The 14,893-nt window shown below is 71.0% G+C and carries 13 protein-coding genes; 5 read left to right on the top strand and 8 right to left on the bottom strand.

Annotation, left to right across the window (positions count from 1 at the left end; all coding sequences use genetic code 11):
• Positions 1–135: 135 nt before the first annotated feature.
• A complete protein-coding gene (locus SH922_RS11565; RefSeq protein ID WP_393057603.1) occupies positions 136–780 on the bottom strand; it encodes an HNH endonuclease family protein in 645 nt (214 codons plus the stop codon).
• A 301-nt stretch (positions 781–1,081) separates the two neighbouring features.
• Between SH922_RS11565 and SH922_RS11560 the strand changes: the two genes are divergently transcribed.
• Positions 1,082–1,843: an ABC transporter permease gene (locus SH922_RS11560; protein WP_393057601.1), complete on the top strand. Its 762-nt coding sequence runs from the start codon at positions 1,082–1,084 to the stop codon at positions 1,841–1,843.
• Positions 1,844–1,918: 75 nt separating this feature from the next.
• Here SH922_RS11560 and SH922_RS11555 read toward each other — a convergent pair whose 3' ends face one another.
• Together SH922_RS11555 and SH922_RS11550 are read right to left on the bottom strand one after the other, a co-directional pair.
• Positions 1,919–2,578, bottom strand: a complete 660-nt coding sequence (locus tag SH922_RS11555; protein WP_393057599.1) for an HAD-IA family hydrolase — start codon at positions 2,576–2,578, stop codon at positions 1,919–1,921.
• 179 nt (positions 2,579–2,757) lie between these two features.
• Positions 2,758–3,909, bottom strand: coding sequence for a peptidoglycan-binding protein (locus SH922_RS11550; protein WP_393057596.1), 1,152 nt, complete (start codon positions 3,907–3,909; stop codon positions 2,758–2,760).
• A gap of 135 nt (positions 3,910–4,044) precedes the next feature.
• Between SH922_RS11550 and SH922_RS11545 the strand changes: the two genes are divergently transcribed.
• On the top strand, positions 4,045–6,111 hold the full coding sequence (locus SH922_RS11545) for a DHA2 family efflux MFS transporter permease subunit (RefSeq protein ID WP_393057594.1): 2,067 nt from the start codon (positions 4,045–4,047) through the stop codon (positions 6,109–6,111).
• Positions 6,112–6,123: 12 nt separating this feature from the next.
• On the opposite strand, the gene SH922_RS11540 is transcribed toward SH922_RS11545, so the two are convergent.
• Both SH922_RS11540 and SH922_RS11535 read right to left on the bottom strand, forming a co-directional pair.
• Positions 6,124–6,600, bottom strand: coding sequence for a GNAT family N-acetyltransferase (locus tag SH922_RS11540; RefSeq protein WP_393057592.1), 477 nt, complete (start codon positions 6,598–6,600; stop codon positions 6,124–6,126).
• A 150-nt stretch (positions 6,601–6,750) separates the two neighbouring features.
• Complete coding sequence (locus SH922_RS11535) at positions 6,751–7,842, bottom strand: DUF2330 domain-containing protein (RefSeq protein WP_393063534.1); 1,092 nt, start codon at positions 7,840–7,842, stop codon at positions 6,751–6,753.
• A 332-nt stretch (positions 7,843–8,174) separates the two neighbouring features.
• On the opposite strand from SH922_RS11535, the gene SH922_RS11530 reads away from it, so the two are divergent.
• Positions 8,175–10,181, top strand: coding sequence for a bifunctional glycosyltransferase 87/phosphatase PAP2 family protein (locus SH922_RS11530; RefSeq protein ID WP_393057590.1), 2,007 nt, complete (start codon positions 8,175–8,177; stop codon positions 10,179–10,181).
• Positions 10,182–10,298: 117 nt separating this feature from the next.
• Here SH922_RS11530 and SH922_RS11525 read toward each other — a convergent pair whose 3' ends face one another.
• The gene (locus SH922_RS11525) at positions 10,299–11,267 is read right to left on the bottom strand and encodes an AEC family transporter (protein ID WP_393057588.1); all 969 of its coding nucleotides are present in this window, start codon (positions 11,265–11,267) and stop codon (positions 10,299–10,301) included.
• Between the two features lie 47 nt (positions 11,268–11,314).
• Positions 11,315–12,577, bottom strand: coding sequence for a cytochrome P450 (locus SH922_RS11520; RefSeq protein WP_393057586.1), 1,263 nt, complete (start codon positions 12,575–12,577; stop codon positions 11,315–11,317).
• 315 nt (positions 12,578–12,892) lie between these two features.
• Here SH922_RS11520 and SH922_RS11515 point away from each other — a divergent pair, with 315 nt between their 5' ends.
• Together SH922_RS11515 and SH922_RS11510 are read left to right on the top strand one after the other, a co-directional pair.
• A complete protein-coding gene (locus SH922_RS11515; protein ID WP_393057584.1) occupies positions 12,893–14,062 on the top strand; it encodes a steroid 3-ketoacyl-CoA thiolase in 1,170 nt (389 codons plus the stop codon).
• Between the two features lie 92 nt (positions 14,063–14,154).
• Complete coding sequence (locus SH922_RS11510) at positions 14,155–14,352, top strand: hypothetical protein (RefSeq protein ID WP_393057582.1); 198 nt, start codon at positions 14,155–14,157, stop codon at positions 14,350–14,352.
• 75 nt (positions 14,353–14,427) lie between these two features.
• Here the strand turns inward: SH922_RS11510 and SH922_RS11505 are convergent, their stop codons facing one another.
• A complete protein-coding gene (locus SH922_RS11505; protein ID WP_393057580.1) occupies positions 14,428–14,850 on the bottom strand; it encodes a transglycosylase SLT domain-containing protein in 423 nt (140 codons plus the stop codon).
• Positions 14,851–14,893: the final 43 nt, after the last annotated feature.

Genomic DNA, 14,893 nt, shown 5'->3' with positions numbered 1-14,893 from the left:
TCGTTCCGTACGGGACGGTTCCGGTGGGCGGTTCCGTACGCCGGATGCGTACGGCGGGTTCGTACCGTACGGAACGACGGGGGAGTGCGGGGTGGTTCCGGGGCGGGAGCGAACCTGTCCCGGCCGCCGGGGCGGTCAGCAGCCGTTGAGCACGGACTGCAGGGCGCTCTTCTCGGCCGAGTCGACACTCAGGTCGTAATAGTGCTTCACGTGCACCCAGGCGCGTACGTACGTGCACTGGTACGCGGTGCGCGAGGGGAGCCAGGTCGCGGGGTCCTGGTCGCTCTTGGACTGGTTGACGTTGTCCGTGACCGCGATGAGCTGAGGACGCGTCAGGTCGTTGGCCAGCGCCTGTCGTTGGGCGGTGGTCCAGCTGGAGGCGCCCGAACGCCAGGCTTCGGCGAGCGGGACCATGTGGTCGATGTCCAGATCGGATGCGGCGGTCCAGGTGGCGCCGTCGTACTGCGAGTACCAACTGCCGCTGACGGCGGAGCAGCTGGAGTTCTGCGAGACGTTCGTGCCGTCCCGCTTGAGGACGACCTCGCGGGTGTCGCAGGCGCCTGACTGGGTGATCCAGTGCGGGAACTTGTCCCTGCTGTATCCGGTGGACGAGCCCTCCGCCTTCACGGTCAGCTCACTCAGATACGTGCGGGCGGTGGACGCGGAGACCGGTGTGGGCATGGCCGCCTGGGCGCTGGGGGCGGTGAGCAGTCCGGTGGTTGCGGCGAGGGCGGCGGTTGCGGCGAGGACGGCTATGCGACGCGCGTAGACACCTGACATGCGAACTCCCTTGATGTGGGGGGATATTGGCCGGTCCGTTCGAAACGGCCCGGCCATCGTGACGGCGCCAGGTTTCTGTGGGGTGGGCGCCAGGTAACAGAGTGGCGACATGGGCACGTCACATCAAGGGGTCTGACAAAGAGGTTCGGGGTGCGGGGGCGTACCGGAGTGCGTGCGCGGGCGTACGGAACTGAGGGGGCGGCAGGTCCGTGGACCGGTCCGGGGTGGGGCGGACCCGACTCGGCGCGGGGGATTGCGGTTCGCGGCGGGGCCCGGACGCGGGTGGTCCTAGGGTGGCCGCGTGCTGCTTCCGGTCAACATCACGCTCGGCGTCGTCCTGGCGCTTCTGCTCGCGGCGGCCGCCGCCGTCGCCCGGTTCGCGTCCCTCGGCAGGTCGCGCGAGATCGTCGTGGCCGGGCTGCGTGCCGCGGTCCAGCTCGCCGCGGTCTCCTCGCTGATCGGCTGGGTGGTCCACGCCCTTGCACCGGCGTTCGCGTTCATCGCGCTGATGTACGCCGTGGCCGTATGGACCGCGGGCCGCCGGATCACGGGAAACCGCACGTGGTGCTGGGTGGCCGTGCCCATCGGGGCGGGGGTCGTGCCGGTGGTCGCCGTGCTGCTGCTCACCGGCCTTGTTCCGGTCCGGGGCATCGCGCTGATCCCGGTGACGGGCATCCTCATCGGGGGCGCGCTGACCGCGACGGTGCTCGGCGGCAGGCGGGCGCTCGACGAACTGGCCACGCGGCGGGGGGAGGTGGAGGCGGCGATGGCCCTCGGGTTCCTGGACCGTGACGCACGGCTGGAGATCGCCAGGCCCGCGGCGTCGGACGCGCTGCTGCCGGGGCTCGACCAGACGCGCACGGTGGGGCTCGTCACGCTGCCCGGGGCCTTCGTGGGCATGCTGCTGGGCGGCGCCTCACCGGTACAGGCGGGCGCCGTACAGCTGTTCGTGCTGGTGGCCCTGATGGCCGTACAGGCGGCGGCCGTCGCGACCGTGCTGGAACTGGTGGCGCGGGGGTGGCTGCACCGGAACCCGGCGGAGGAGCCGGACGCCGTGCGCTGATGTCCGTGTGTCCGTGCCGGTGGCCGTGCGGAGGGAGCTGGGGCTACCGAGTGTCTGTACGGGGAGCCACGGCTGTCACGCGCTGATGTGCAGCACGACCGAGCCGTCCACCGCCGCTTCCACCCGGATCTGCGTCAGGTCGTCGACGTGGGCGTCGGGGGAGAGCGCCGCGGCGCGCGGGCCGACGCCCACGACGCGCATGCCTGCCGCACGGCCGGCCGCGATGCCCGCTTCGGAGTCCTCGAAGACGATGCAGTCCGCCGGTGCGAAACCGAGTCCGGCAGCGCCCTTGAGGAAGCCCTCGGGGTCCGGCTTGCTGGCGCCGACGCTCTCGGCGGTGACCCGGAGCTCCGGCATCCGCAGCCCCGCCGCGGTCATCCGGGCCCGGGCCAGTGCCAGGTCGGCCGAGGTCACCAGGGCGTGCGGGAGCGGGGCGATCGCGTCCATGAAGGCGGGTGCGCCGCCGATCGGGACGACGCCGTCGGTGTCGGCGGTCTCCTCGGCGAGCATCACCCGGTTGTCCGCGTAGTTCTGCTCCATCGGGCGGTCCGGGAGGAGCACCGCCATGGTGGCGTACCCCTGCCGGCCGTGGACCACCTTGAGGGCCGCCTCCGGGTCCAGGCCCTCCCGCAGCGCCCAGCGTCGCCAGCAGCGCTCCACGACGGCGTCGGAGTTCACCAGCGTGCCGTCCATGTCGAGGAGGAGTGCGTGGGCGGTGAGGACGGTGGCCGGCATGGGCGGGCTCCAGAGCGGGGGAAGCGAACGCCGCGGGGAGACGTGCGGCGCGGGGGAAGAGAACAAGTGGCCCCCGCTCGCCGGTCAGGGTGTGCGCGCGGAGGCCACTTTGTTTCTCCACGATACAAAAACGGGGCCGGGAAAGCGAATCCCGGCCCCGGGGTGGCCATCCGTGCTGGTCAGTGGCGCCCCCGCCCTGTCGTGGCCGCCTCCAGCACGCTCCGGGTGTTCGGCCCGTAGACCCCCTCGGGGTCGCCCTGGATGTTTCTCCATATCTGGTACTGGTGCACGGCCTCCTCGACCCGGGCCGTGTACTCGTCGTCGACGGGGCCGTTCAGCACCCAGGCCTCCTGGAGCCGGCGCTGCAGCTCGGTCACCTCCGGGCCGTCGTCGCCGCGCTGCAGCGTCGGGCCGCTCTGCGACTGGGCGGGCGGCGCCACGGCCGCGGGGGCGCTGGTCCCCGCCGTGGCCGCCGGGGGCGAGGCGGTGGTCGACCGTGACGCGGACGCCGACGGGGAGCGGGACGCCGAGGCGGACGCGGACGCCGACGGCGATGCGGAGGCGGACGCGGAGGCCGACGCGGACGCCGGGCCGGACGCCGACCGTGAGGGTGGCGGGGATGCGGACGCCGACGCGGAGGCCGACGGCTCGACGCCTTCCTCGGGGAGGCTGGCCACGGTGGAGGGCAGTGCCTGGTCCAGGTCGGCCTCCTGGCTCCTGTCCCCGTTGAACAGCCCGCCCACGAAGGCCGCCGTGCCGACCACCGTGACGACGGCCGCCCCCGCGACCAGTGCCGCGAAGGGCCGGCGACGGCGTGGCTGTACGGGGTCCGGGCCGGTCGTGAGGGGTGCGGTGGCGGCGAAACCTGCCGCGCCACCCGGGTCCGTCGCGTCCGGCGGCGGGCCCGGCGCCGCCGGATCCAGGAACAGCGGCATCGTCGTGGCGGCGTCCCCCGGCTGCCCGCCCGGCGTGTGCTCCTGGGAGGGGTCGGAGGCGGCCGCGTCCGCTTCCTCGCCGCCCAGCGTCACGTACGGCCGGATGCGCAGCGGATCGAAGTCCTCCGCCGCCGCCATCTCCGCCGACCGCCCGGCGTGGTGCTGTTCCGTGATGCGCTGCTGCTCGGCGGCCCGCTCCCGGTCGCCCGGATGCCCGGCGGCCTGCTGTGCGAAGGCGGCGTCGTGGCCGGCCTGCCCCTGCCCGGTCGCGCCGTACTGCCCGGTCTTCTGCTGCGGTCCGGCGTCACCGTGGGCCGCGCGTGAGGTGCAGGCGCAGTGCCGGCCGGTGCCCGGTCTGTTGTCCGTACCGCACTCCGGGCATATATGTCCGGTCATTGTGGGTCCCCTCCCCTTGAACTGCCTGCGATTATGCAGCCCGCCGCCGGGAAGCCCAATCATGACGTTCCTCGGCAGGCCATAACGGGGCGGAACGGACAGGATGGGGGTGAAGCGGATCCGAGGAGATGTTCTATGGCCCAGCAGTTGAGCCCTCCGGCCCCGGCCCCCGGTGCCGACCGGTCCACGCGGTCGGTCCTGGTGGCGATCGGCGCACTGCTTCTCGGCATGCTCCTCGCCGCACTCGACCAGACCATCGTCTCCACCGCGCTGCCGACCATCGTCAGCGATCTCGGCGGTATGGACCACCTGTCGTGGGTGGTCACGGCGTATCTGCTGGCGTCGACCGCCGCGACTCCGCTGTGGGGCAAGCTCGGTGACCAGTACGGGCGCAAAAAGCTCTTCCAGACCGCCATCGTCATCTTCCTGATCGGCTCGGCGCTCTGCGGCATCGCCCAGAACATGCCGCAGCTGATCGGCTTCCGCGCCCTCCAGGGGCTGGGCGGCGGCGGTCTGATGGTGCTGTCGATGGCGATCGTGGGCGACATCGTCTCCCCGCGTGAACGCGGCAAGTACCAGGGTCTGTTCGGAGCGGTGTTCGGTGCGACGAGCGTCCTGGGACCCCTTCTCGGCGGCCTCTTCACCGAGCACCTCAGCTGGCGCTGGGTCTTCTACATCAACCTCCCCATCGGGGTCGTCGCCCTGGCCGTGATCGCCGCCGTGCTGCACATTCCGGTCCGCCGGACGAAACACACCATCGACTACCTCGGCACCTTCCTCATCGCCTCGGTCGCCACCTGCCTGGTCCTCGTCGCCTCGCTGGGCGGCACCACCTGGGCCTGGGGATCGGGGCAGATCATCGGCCTCGCCGTCCTCAGCGTGGTGCTGCTGATCGCCTTCGTGTACGTGGAACGGCGCGCGGCCGAGCCCGTCCTGCCGCTGAAACTGTTCCGGATCAGGACCTTCAGCCTCGTCGCGGTGATCAGCTTCGTCGTCGGCTTCGCGATGTTCGGCGCGATGACCTATCTGCCGACGTTCCTCCAGGTGGTGCACGGCATCACGCCGACGATGTCCGGCGTCCACATGCTCCCCATGGTCTTCGGTCTGCTCATCACCTCGACCGTGTCCGGCCAGATCGTCAGCCGTACGGGCCGCTGGAAGGTTTTCCCGGTCGTCGGCACCGGTCTCACCGCGATCGGCCTGCTGCTCCTGCACCGGCTCACCGAGACCAGCCCCACCTGGGAGATGAGCATCTACTTCTTCGTCTTCGGTGCGGGACTCGGCCTGGTGATGCAGGTCCTGGTCCTGGTCGTGCAGAACGCCGTCTCGTACCAGGACCTCGGCGTGGCCACCTCCGGTGCGACCTTCTTCCGCTCCATCGGGGCCTCGTTCGGCGTCGCGATCTTCGGCACCATCTTCACCAACCGGCTCACCGACAAGCTCGGCTCCGCCCTCGCCGGCCGGCCGCTGCCGCCCGGAGTCAGCGCCAAGGGGCTGGCCGCCGACCCGCGCGCCATCGGCCAGCTGCCGCCCGCGCTCCAGCAGCCCGTGCTCAACGCGTACTCGACGTCGATCACCGATGTTTTCCTGTACGCCGCCCCCGTGGTCCTGATCGCCTTCCTCTTCGCCTGGCTGCTCAAGGAGGACAAGCTGCGCGGCTCGGTGACCGCCCCCGATCCCACCGAGACGCTGGCGTCGAACCCGGTGGAGCGGTCCTCGTACGACGAGTGCGCACGCGCCCTCTCGGTCCTCGCGACCCGGGAGGGCCGCCGCGAGGTCTACGAGAAGATCACCGAGCGGGCCGGATACGACCTGTTGCCGGCCGCCAGCTGGATGCTGCTGCGCATCAAGCGGCACGGCACCGTCGAACCCGCCCGGCTCGCCGACATCGCCCCCGTACCGCTGCGGGTGATCAGCGACGCCGCCCGCCAGCTGGAGGAGCGCGGCCTGGCCCGCCGGGTGGGGGTGCAGATGGTGCTCACCGAACCGGGCGCCGAGGCCGTGGTGAAGCTCGCGCAGGCCCGCGAGGATTCCCTGGCCGAGCTGCTGGGCGACTGGTGGGGCCCGGACCGGCCGACCGACCTGGTCGCCCTGGTGTCGGAACTGACGGCGGAGACCAGCGGGTCGAGCAAGGAGCGCCCGCACAGCCCGGAGCCCAAACGGGACCACGCGGCCGGGCACCCGCACCAGCGGCCCACCTGAACCCCGCAGCCCCTACAGTTCCTTGGCGAACCAGCGCTCCGCGTACTGGCGGCGGTGGAAGGCCGGGACCTCGCGGTAGCCGTGCTTGGCGTACAGTCCGCGCGCCTCGACGAGGTCGTTGCGGGTGTCGAGCCGGACCTGCCGCACACCGAAGGCCCGCGCCAGCTCCTCGACCGCCGCGAGCAGCAGCCCGCCGCCGCCCGTGCCGCGCGCCTCGGGGCGTACGTAGACCCGGGTCAGCTCCGCTATGTCCGCGTCCATCACGACCAGCCCGGCGCAGGCCGCCGCACCGCCCCCGAAGCGGCCGACGACGAACTCGCCGGTCGGCGGGACGAGGAGCTCGGCGCCGTCGTCGGTGAGCCCCTCGTCGATCTCCTCCACGGTCGCGGGCCGCCCCCAGTAACGGCTGGCCACCTCGTCGTAGTAGTCCCGGCGCAGCAGGGCGGCATCCGGGGAGTCGAAGCGTTCGGGGCTCATGGTCCAGGTCATCGGGTCATTCTGGCGTGCGCCCGACCGCAAGGAGAAACGATTTGGTGCCGACGGTGCACCCCGGCGTACGCGGACGTCGCGAGGAGCGCCGTCCCACGTCTCACCCGGCGTACGCATGTCCGCATCACCGGCCCGCGGTAAGGCCTTCTCTCACCCCAGTGGCGGCGGCACGGTGACCGGCGGCGGCGGTGTCACCGGACGTCGCCCCCGGGCCCGCAGCACCAGCACCAGGGCCGCGACCAGCACCACCGCTCCACCGAGCAGCGACAGCACCCACGCCGGGATGCCGCCCACGGTCAGCAGCTCGTCCCGGTAGTACGTGGTCCGGTACGGGGTGTCCGCCGCGGCCGCCCGCAGTTCGTGGTCCCCGTCGATCAGCTCAGGCCGCGGGAACGACTGGTCGATCGCGGTGACGAACACCGGCTTCCCGCCCGTCAGCGCGTCGAGCGCCCCGTAGGCACCTTCCTCCTGGGCGGTGTCCACCCGGCCCGCGTACGTCACCTCGGGCGGCCGCCCGCCGATGGCGCCGCGCGGCTCCATGCGGTGCGCAGCGAGCACGTACAGACCCAGGGACTGCGGCGTCGCGGCGAGCCGGGACAGGCGCATCGGGTAGACCAGGCGGTCGCTGGCGAAACGCAGCCGCAGCGGGTCGAGCTCGCCGCTCAGCGGGCCGCCGGACTCCTGGGGAGCGAGGCGCACGGCCACGTACTCCCACTTCTGCTCGACGTAGGGGCGCAGGGCCGTCGCGAGCCGGTCCGGCAGCTCGAAGCCGTTCTCCTTCAGCCAGCCCTCCAGCGCGGTGGGGTCGGTCGCGGCCAGCCGGGCCACGTCGAACGGCCCGAGCCGTTCCCGGCCCACCACCTCGACCGGTGCCGCGGCCGCGGGAGCGGCGGCGTCCCCGGACGTGTTGCCCGAACCACCGAACGGCCAGTCCTTCGCACGTGGCCAGAAGTAGTGGCGTGTGGCGCTCACCGGAGCGGTGAGGGTTTGGAGTTCGGAGAAGAGCGAGGCGTCACCGAGCTCGACCGTGGCCCGGTGCGGCACGGGCATGATCCAGGCGGCCTCGGGGGCGTTCCCGCGCACGGTGAGCCGCATCACGATCTGCTCGGTGCTGCCGTCCCAGCCGACGACGGACGTCTCCCGGTCGACCGACACCCGGGTGTCACGGTCCACGACCATCGCCCCGCAGCCGCACGCGTACGCCGGCGCGATCAGCGACCCGAGTTGCAGCGAGAACACCATCATGACCAGCGACAGCGCACGGAGCGCCCACTCGCGCGGCCGATGCCGCACCTTTCGATTTCTCCCCGCACACCGCATGTCCTGTGTTCCTCCCCGTGGTCACCGATCAGGGGCTCAGACGTGCGGGCGGCCCCACCGGTTCCGGCCGTTCCGGCCGGTCCGCAATGCCCGGCCGGGCATTCTTTCGGACAAAAGCGGGATGACAGTCAGGTGAAGAGGGGGTGATTGTGTCTAGCTCATAGGGCAATGCGAAGGTTTCACAGCATGCCGGACAGAAAACCGGCACCAAACGTTGGGAGGGTCGGCGCAACGTGGCGAACGCGGAGCACAGTGTGCGCACAGACGCGGCGACGGGAGCGAGGACCGGGGCTGCCCGTGCCGTGCTCTGGCTGGTTGTGGCCGCATTGGCCGTGCGGCAGATGGCGGTGGTGCTGCGGCAGCCGCCCGGCGAACGCCTCACCGATCTGGAGACGTGGATCGGTGAGAACGGTGTGCTTCATGTGACGGGTTCGCTGTACGACACCGACCGGTTCACCGGCACCCCCTTCGCCGGCCTGGTGCTCAAGCCACTGACCCGCACGGCCGAACAGAGCCTCGGCGTCGCCTGGACCTTCGGTTCGCTGCTGCTCGTCGCCGCACTCGGGGTCATCGCGGCCCGCGCCCTGCCCGCCCCCGTCAGCCGCCGTACGGCCCTGCTCGCAGCCCCCGTCACCATCAGCCTGCTGATGCTCTCGCTGCCGGTGCGCAACGCCCTCCACCTGGGCCAGACCAGCATCCTGCCGGTCCTCCTGGTCCTCGTCGGCTGCTTCGTGGTCCGCGGCGAACGTGCCTCGGGCGTACTGATCGGGGTCGCGGCCGCGCTCCAGCCGACCGTGCTGCTCTTCGCCGCCCTGCTCTGGCTGACCGGCAGACGCAGAGCCGCGCTGACCGGCGGCGCGGCCTTCGCCGCCTGCACGGCGCTGGCCTGGGCCGCGATGCCGCACGACTCGTGGACGTACTGGGTGCACCATGTCGCGGGCGCGGGGCTCGGCGACCAGGCGGACAGCCTCGCCAACCAGTCGCTGCACGGTGCGCTGCTCCGCCTGGGCCTGGAGGGCCCGCTGGAGATCACCCTCTTCGTGGTGCTGGCCGCGGCCGTCTGCTTCCTCGGACTGCGCCGTGCCGCACGGTATGCGCGCGACGGCCAGCTGCTGCTCGCCGTGGCCGTCACCGGCTGCGTCTCCGTCGCCGTGGCGCCCACCGCCTGGCAGCACCAGCTGCTGTGGGTGCTGCTCGCCGTGGTCGGCCGGGTCGGCAAGCGGGCCTCCGACCGGCTGGTGTGGCCGGCCGTCGTGATCCTCGTCGTCACACTGCCGGGCAAGATGCTGCTGCCGAACATCGAGGCGATGTTCCCGGTCCGGGACAACGTGCTGCTGATCGCCGCGCTCGCGGCCGCGTGCGTCGCCCCGTTCCTGCCGCGCACCTCGCCGCACTGGCAGCAGCCGATCCCCACCGACCACGCGTCCCCGGTCGCCGCCCGCTGGAGCAGGGTGCCGCTGCTGCCCTTCTGGCGGCGGGTGCTCAGCCGGCCGAACCTGCTGCTGGAACTCCTGCTGATCAGGGTCGTCTACTCCGCGTACCAACAGGTCAGGCTGGCCGCGACGGCTGGCCGTGCCACCGCGGAGCACCACGGCCGGCAGATCCACTCGATCGAACAGTGGCTGCACATCGACATCGAGCACTGGGTCAACCACTCGGTCGTCAGGATCGACTGGCTGCGGGACTTCTTCGACTACTACTACTCGACGTTCCACTTCATCGTGCCGCTGACCATCCTGGGCGTGCTGTACGTACGCCGCCCCGCGGACTACCGCTGGGTCCGCAGCTCCATCGGCTTCGCCACGCTGCTCGCCCTGGTCGGATTCTGGCTCTACCCGCTGGCCCCGCCGCGGCTGATGCCCGGGCTCGGCTTCATCGACACGGTCCACGGCGTCCAGGACTTCGCGAAGCCCGACTACGGCACGCTGACCGGGGTGACCAACCAGTACGCGGCGATGCCGTCGCTGCACTTCGGCTGGTCCCTGTGGTGCGGTGTGGTGATCGTGATGCTCGCCCCGAAGGCCTGGATGAAGGCGCTGGGGGTGCTGCACCCGCTGCTCACGGTCTCGACGATCGTCGCGACCGGCAACCACTGGGTGCTCGACGCGGTGGGCGGGGCGACGGTGGTGGCCCTCGGCTTCGGTCTTACGTATGTGCTGTCCGGCCCCCGCAGGCTGCGGGAACCGGAGGAGGAGCCGCAGGGCGGCACCCGGGCCACGACGCTGTCTAAACCCGTCGGGCGGGTCACCGAGAGCGCCTGACGACGGGCGATGGCCGAAGGGGTGCCGGACGGCAAAAACGTCCGGCACCCCTTCGGCCATGTGGATCGTCGCTCTCCCAGCATCCGCCCGTCCGGCGGGCCCCGCCACTCCAACGGATCAGCGGGACGGCCCCAGCGCCCAGGTGGCGAACGACAGCGTGACCATCGACACGACCGTGGAGGCCACCACGGAATTGCGGGCGAGGCCGGTGTCCAGGCCGTACTGGCGGGCGTAGATGAAGGCGTTCTGTGCCGTCGGCAGCGCGGAGCAGAGCACCACCGCCAGTACTTGGTGGTCGGGCAGATGCAGGAGCGGACCGGCGACGACGAAGGCGACCAGTGGCTGGACCAGGGTCTTGAGCGCGACCGCGACACCGACTTCCGTTCGCCCCGCGACCCGGCCGGTCCCGTCGGCCGGGCCGCCGTGCAGGGACAGACCCAGCGTGATCAGCGCCGTCGGGACCGCGGCGGCGCCGAGCACGTCGCAGGAGTGGGTGACCGCGGCCGGCAGCCGCAGCCCGGACAGGGAGACGGCCACGCCGAGCAGCGACGCCATGATGACGGGATTGCGGACCGGCATGGTGAGCATGCGCCGCAGCCCGCCGCTGGGACGCTCACCGGCAGGCCCGACCGCCTGTGTGCCCGAGTCCAGCAGGGTCAGGATCACGGGCGAGACCAGCAGCACCTGGAACAGGATGACCTGCGCGACGAACGAGGCGTCGCCGAGCACCTGAACCGCCACCGGGATGCCCAGATTGGCGGAGTTGACGTAGCCGGACGCCATGCTGCTGATCGCCCCGTCGGCCCTCTTGCGGCCGAAGAACCTCCGGCCCACGGCGTATCCGAGCCCGGACACCAGCGCCGTGCCCGCCGCGAACGCCACCATCGACGGATGGGCGAAGGAAGCCGGCCGGGACCCGGACACCATGGTGAACAGCGCGGCGGGCATGGCCACATGGAAGACGAACCGGCCGAGGACGGACTCCGCCTGCTCTCCGAGGAGTCCGCCGCGTCCGGCGGCGTACCCGATGGCGGTCAGGATCCAGATGGGTGCGAAACCGGAGAGCAGCGCATGCATGACCGCCATGATCCTCGTACCCCTGACCGCTATTCGGGCAGGGGTACGAGGATCGTTCAGGTGTCCGTGGCGCTCCCGGACGTGCTCACCTGGAGCTGCTTGATGCCGTTGAGCCAGGCCGACCGCAGCCGCCGCGGGTCGCTGACCAGCCGCAGGTCCGGAAGCACGTCCGCGATCGCGTTGAAGATGAGGTTGATCTCCATCACGGCCAGGGACTTGCCCAGGCAGAAGTGCGGACCGCCGCCGCCGAAGCCGAGGTGCGGGTTCGGGTCGCGGGAGATGTCGAACTGCTCCGGGTTCTCGAACACCTCGGGGTCGTTGTTGGCCGAGGAGTAGAACAGCCCGACCCGGTCGCCCTTCCTGATCTGCTGCCCGCCCAGTTCGAGGTCCTGGGTGGCGGTCCGCTGGAAGGAGACGACGGGCGTCGCCCAGCGGACGATCTCCTCGGCGGTCGTCTCCGGCCGCTCGCGCTTGTAGAGCTCCCACTGCTCGGGGTGGGTCAGGAAGGCGTGCATGCCGTGGCTGATGGCGTTGCGCGTGGTCTCGTTGCCGGCCACGGCGAGCAGGATCACGAAGAAGCCGAACTCGTCGGAGGAGAGGTTGCCCTCGCCCTCGGCCGCGACCAGCTGCGAGACGATGTCCTTGGCCGGGCACTCCTTGCGCGCCGCCGCGAGGTTCATGGAGTAGGAGACGATCTCCATGGCGGCCTCGGCGCCGATCTCCTCCGTGATCGCGTACTCCGGATCGTCGTACGCGGCCATCTTGTTCGACCAGTCGAAGATCCGGGCCCGGTCCTCCTGCGGTACGCCGATGAGCTCGGCGATGGCCTGGAGCGGCAGCTCCACGGCGATGTTGGTGACGAAGTCGAAGGACCCTTCCTCGTCGGCCCCGGCGAGCGCCGTCTCGACGATGGATCGCGCCCGGTTGCGCAGCGTCTCCTCCAGCGAACGGATGGCGCGGGGGGTGAAGCCGCGCTGGACGATCTGGCGGACCCGGGTGTGCTCGGGCGGGTCCATGTTCAGCATGATCAGCTTCTGGACGTCGATCTGGTCCCGGCTGATCGACTCGTTGAAACGGATCACCGCGGTGTTGGTGTTCGACGAGAACAGTTCGGGATGGGTCGAGACGTACTTGACGTCCGCGTGCCGGGTGACGACCCAGTAGCCCGCGTCGGCGAAGCCGGAAATGCCGGTGGGCTGGGTGCACCACCAGACCGGTGCCGTCTCCCGCATGAGGGCGAACTCGGGGTGCGGGACGCGGGCGTGGAGCAGGTCGGGATCGGTGAAGTCGAACCCTTCGGGCAGATGGGGGCAGGGCATCGGCAGCTCCAGGTCAAGAACTCCAGGTCGGTCCGAGAGCCGTCGAACATCGTCTGACGACCCATCAGAAGTTGCCCGCAAGGTAGTAACGAGTTCTACAACTGACAAGGGGCATGGCCGGATCTGTTGCGTGAAGCATCGGTGAACCGGGTCGGTTTGTGGCGAGTATGGGCCGTGAAGCCCGCCAAGGTGCGTGCAAGACCCTTGCGTACCGGGGGTAAGGCTCATAAGACTGCTTGCAGAACTAGAACGCGTACTAGTTCCTTCCGTGGGCGCCGGGACGCCTCTGCGGAAGTGCGAGGAGAGGACGAGCTCATGGCCGCGGAACCCGTCATCGTCGAAGCCGTACGCACCCCCATCGGCAAGCGCGGAGGCGCGCTCGCCAATCTGCACCCCGCCTACCTGCTGGGTGAGACCTACCGTGAACTTCTCGGCCGGACCGGCATCCACGCCGACTGCGTCGAACAGATCGTCGGCGGCACCGTCACCCACGCCGGCGAACAGTCCATGAACCCCGCGCGCAATGCCTGGCTCACCGTGGGGCTTCCGTACGAGACCGCCGCGACCACCGTGGACTGTCAGTGCGGATCCTCGCAGCAGGCCTCCCACATGGTGGCCAACATGGTCGCGGCCGGGGTGATCGACGTCGGGATCAGCTGCGGCGTCGAGGCGATGTCGCGCGTGCCGCTGGGCAGCGGCTCCAAGCACGGGCCGGGCAAGCCGTGGCCCGACGAGTGGAACGTCGACCTGCCCAACCAGTTCGAGGCCGCCGAACGCATCGCCCGCAAGCGCGGCCTCACCCGGGAGAACGTCGACTCGCTCGGCCTCATCTCGCAGGAGAGGGCGGCCGTCGCCTGGGCCGAGGAGCGCTTCAAACGGGAGACGTACGCGGTCCAGGTGCCCACCACCGAGGCGGAACAGGCCGCGGGCCAGGGCATGTGGCGGCTCGTCGACCGAGACGAGGGGCTGCGCGACACCACGATGGAGGGGCTCGCCCGGCTCAAGCCCGTGATGCCGACGGCCGTCCACACGGCGGGCAACTCCTCGCAGATATCCGACGGCGCCTGCGCGATCATGTGGGCTTCCAAGCGGATGGCGCGGGCCCTCAAGCTCAAGCCGCGGGCCCGGATCGTCGCCCAGGCGCTGGTCGGCTCCGATCCGCACTTCCACCTCGACGGCCCTGTCGACGCCACCCGTGCGGTACTCGGCAAGGCCGGGATGTCGCTCAAGGACATCGACATCGTGGAGATCAACGAGGCGTTCGCGTCCGTGGTGCTGAGCTGGGCGCAGGTCTTCGACCAGGACCTGGCGAAGGTGAACGTCAACGGCGGCGCGATCGCGCTCGGCCACCCGGTCGGCGCCACCGGGGCTCGGCTGATCACCACGGCCCTGCACGAACTGGAGCGCAGGGACAAGGAGTTCGCGCTGATCACCATGTGCGCGGGCGGCGCGCTGGCGACCGGGACGATCATCCAGCGGCTGTAGGCCGGGGCGGTGGCCGGGGGTGCACGCCGCCGGCCGGCGCCCTGCTGGCCGCGGTCCGCGCACAGGACGGCACCTGCGCCCGGAAGCCGGACGTGCCGGTGCGCCTCTGCTCCGCCGCGGGCGACACGGATGTGCCCATCGCCAACGCCCGCGACTGTGCGGCCGATCTGGCCCGGCACGGCACGGAGGCCGCCGTCGTCGACCAGGGCGCGGCCGACCACAACGGCACCCACCTGAAGTCCGGCCCGCAGATCGTGCGCTGGTTCGACGCACTGGCCGCCCGCGGCTGACGGAGGAACGACGAAGACCCCCGACCGCACTGCGGTCGGGGGTCTTCGTCGCTACTGGCTCCGGTCCGGGTGGACTCAGTACCAGTTGTTGGCCTGCCAGAACGACCAGGCGCCACACGGGCTGCCGTAGCGGGAGTTCATGTAGTCCATGCCCCACTTGATCTGGGTGGTGGGGTTGGTCTGCCAGTCGGAGCCGGCGGACGCCATCTTCGAACCGGGCAGCGCCTGGACCAGGCCGTAGGCGCCGGAGGAGGCGTTGGTCGCGCTCGGGTTCCAGCCGCTCTCGTGGCTGACGATGTTGCTGAAGCACTGGAACTGCGCGTCGTCACCGATCATCTGCTTCGCCGTGTCCTGAGCACTCGCGGCAGCGGACGTCGGCGCGGCGGTGGCCGCCATGGCCGGGGAGACGCCCAGGGCCACACCGGAGGCACCCAGCAGCACTGCTGCACCGGCGACGGCGGACTTGCGACGGGCGAGGATGTTACGGGCGAACGACACAGGGAACCTAACGTCGGGTACGGGGGAGTCGCGTGCTCCGGTC

The sequence above is a fragment of the Streptomyces sp. LN549 genome, from assembly GCF_043203805.1.
Classification (GTDB): domain Bacteria; phylum Actinomycetota; class Actinomycetes; order Streptomycetales; family Streptomycetaceae; genus Streptomyces.
This window is presented reverse-complemented; position numbering and strand designations above follow the sequence as displayed.

Excerpts from the sequence above, each read along its gene's own strand:
- SH922_RS11565 (WP_393057603.1), bottom strand. The coding sequence starts at position 780 with ATGTCAGGTGTCTACGCGCGTCGCATAGCCGTCCTCGCCGCAACCGCC.
- SH922_RS11555 (WP_393057599.1), bottom strand. The coding sequence starts at position 2,578 with ATGCCGGCCACCGTCCTCACCGCCCACGCACTCCTCCTCGACATGGAC.
- SH922_RS11550 (WP_393057596.1), bottom strand. The coding sequence starts at position 3,909 with ATGACCGGACATATATGCCCGGAGTGCGGTACGGACAACAGACCGGGC.
- SH922_RS11545 (WP_393057594.1), top strand. The coding sequence starts at position 4,045 with ATGGCCCAGCAGTTGAGCCCTCCGGCCCCGGCCCCCGGTGCCGACCGG.
- SH922_RS11540 (WP_393057592.1), bottom strand. The coding sequence starts at position 6,600 with ATGACCTGGACCATGAGCCCCGAACGCTTCGACTCCCCGGATGCCGCC.
- SH922_RS11535 (WP_393063534.1), bottom strand. The coding sequence starts at position 7,842 with ATGGTGTTCTCGCTGCAACTCGGGTCGCTGATCGCGCCGGCGTACGCG.
- SH922_RS11525 (WP_393057588.1), bottom strand. The coding sequence starts at position 11,267 with ATGGCGGTCATGCATGCGCTGCTCTCCGGTTTCGCACCCATCTGGATC.
- SH922_RS11520 (WP_393057586.1), bottom strand. The coding sequence starts at position 12,577 with ATGCCCTGCCCCCATCTGCCCGAAGGGTTCGACTTCACCGATCCCGAC.
- SH922_RS11515 (WP_393057584.1), top strand. The coding sequence starts at position 12,893 with ATGGCCGCGGAACCCGTCATCGTCGAAGCCGTACGCACCCCCATCGGC.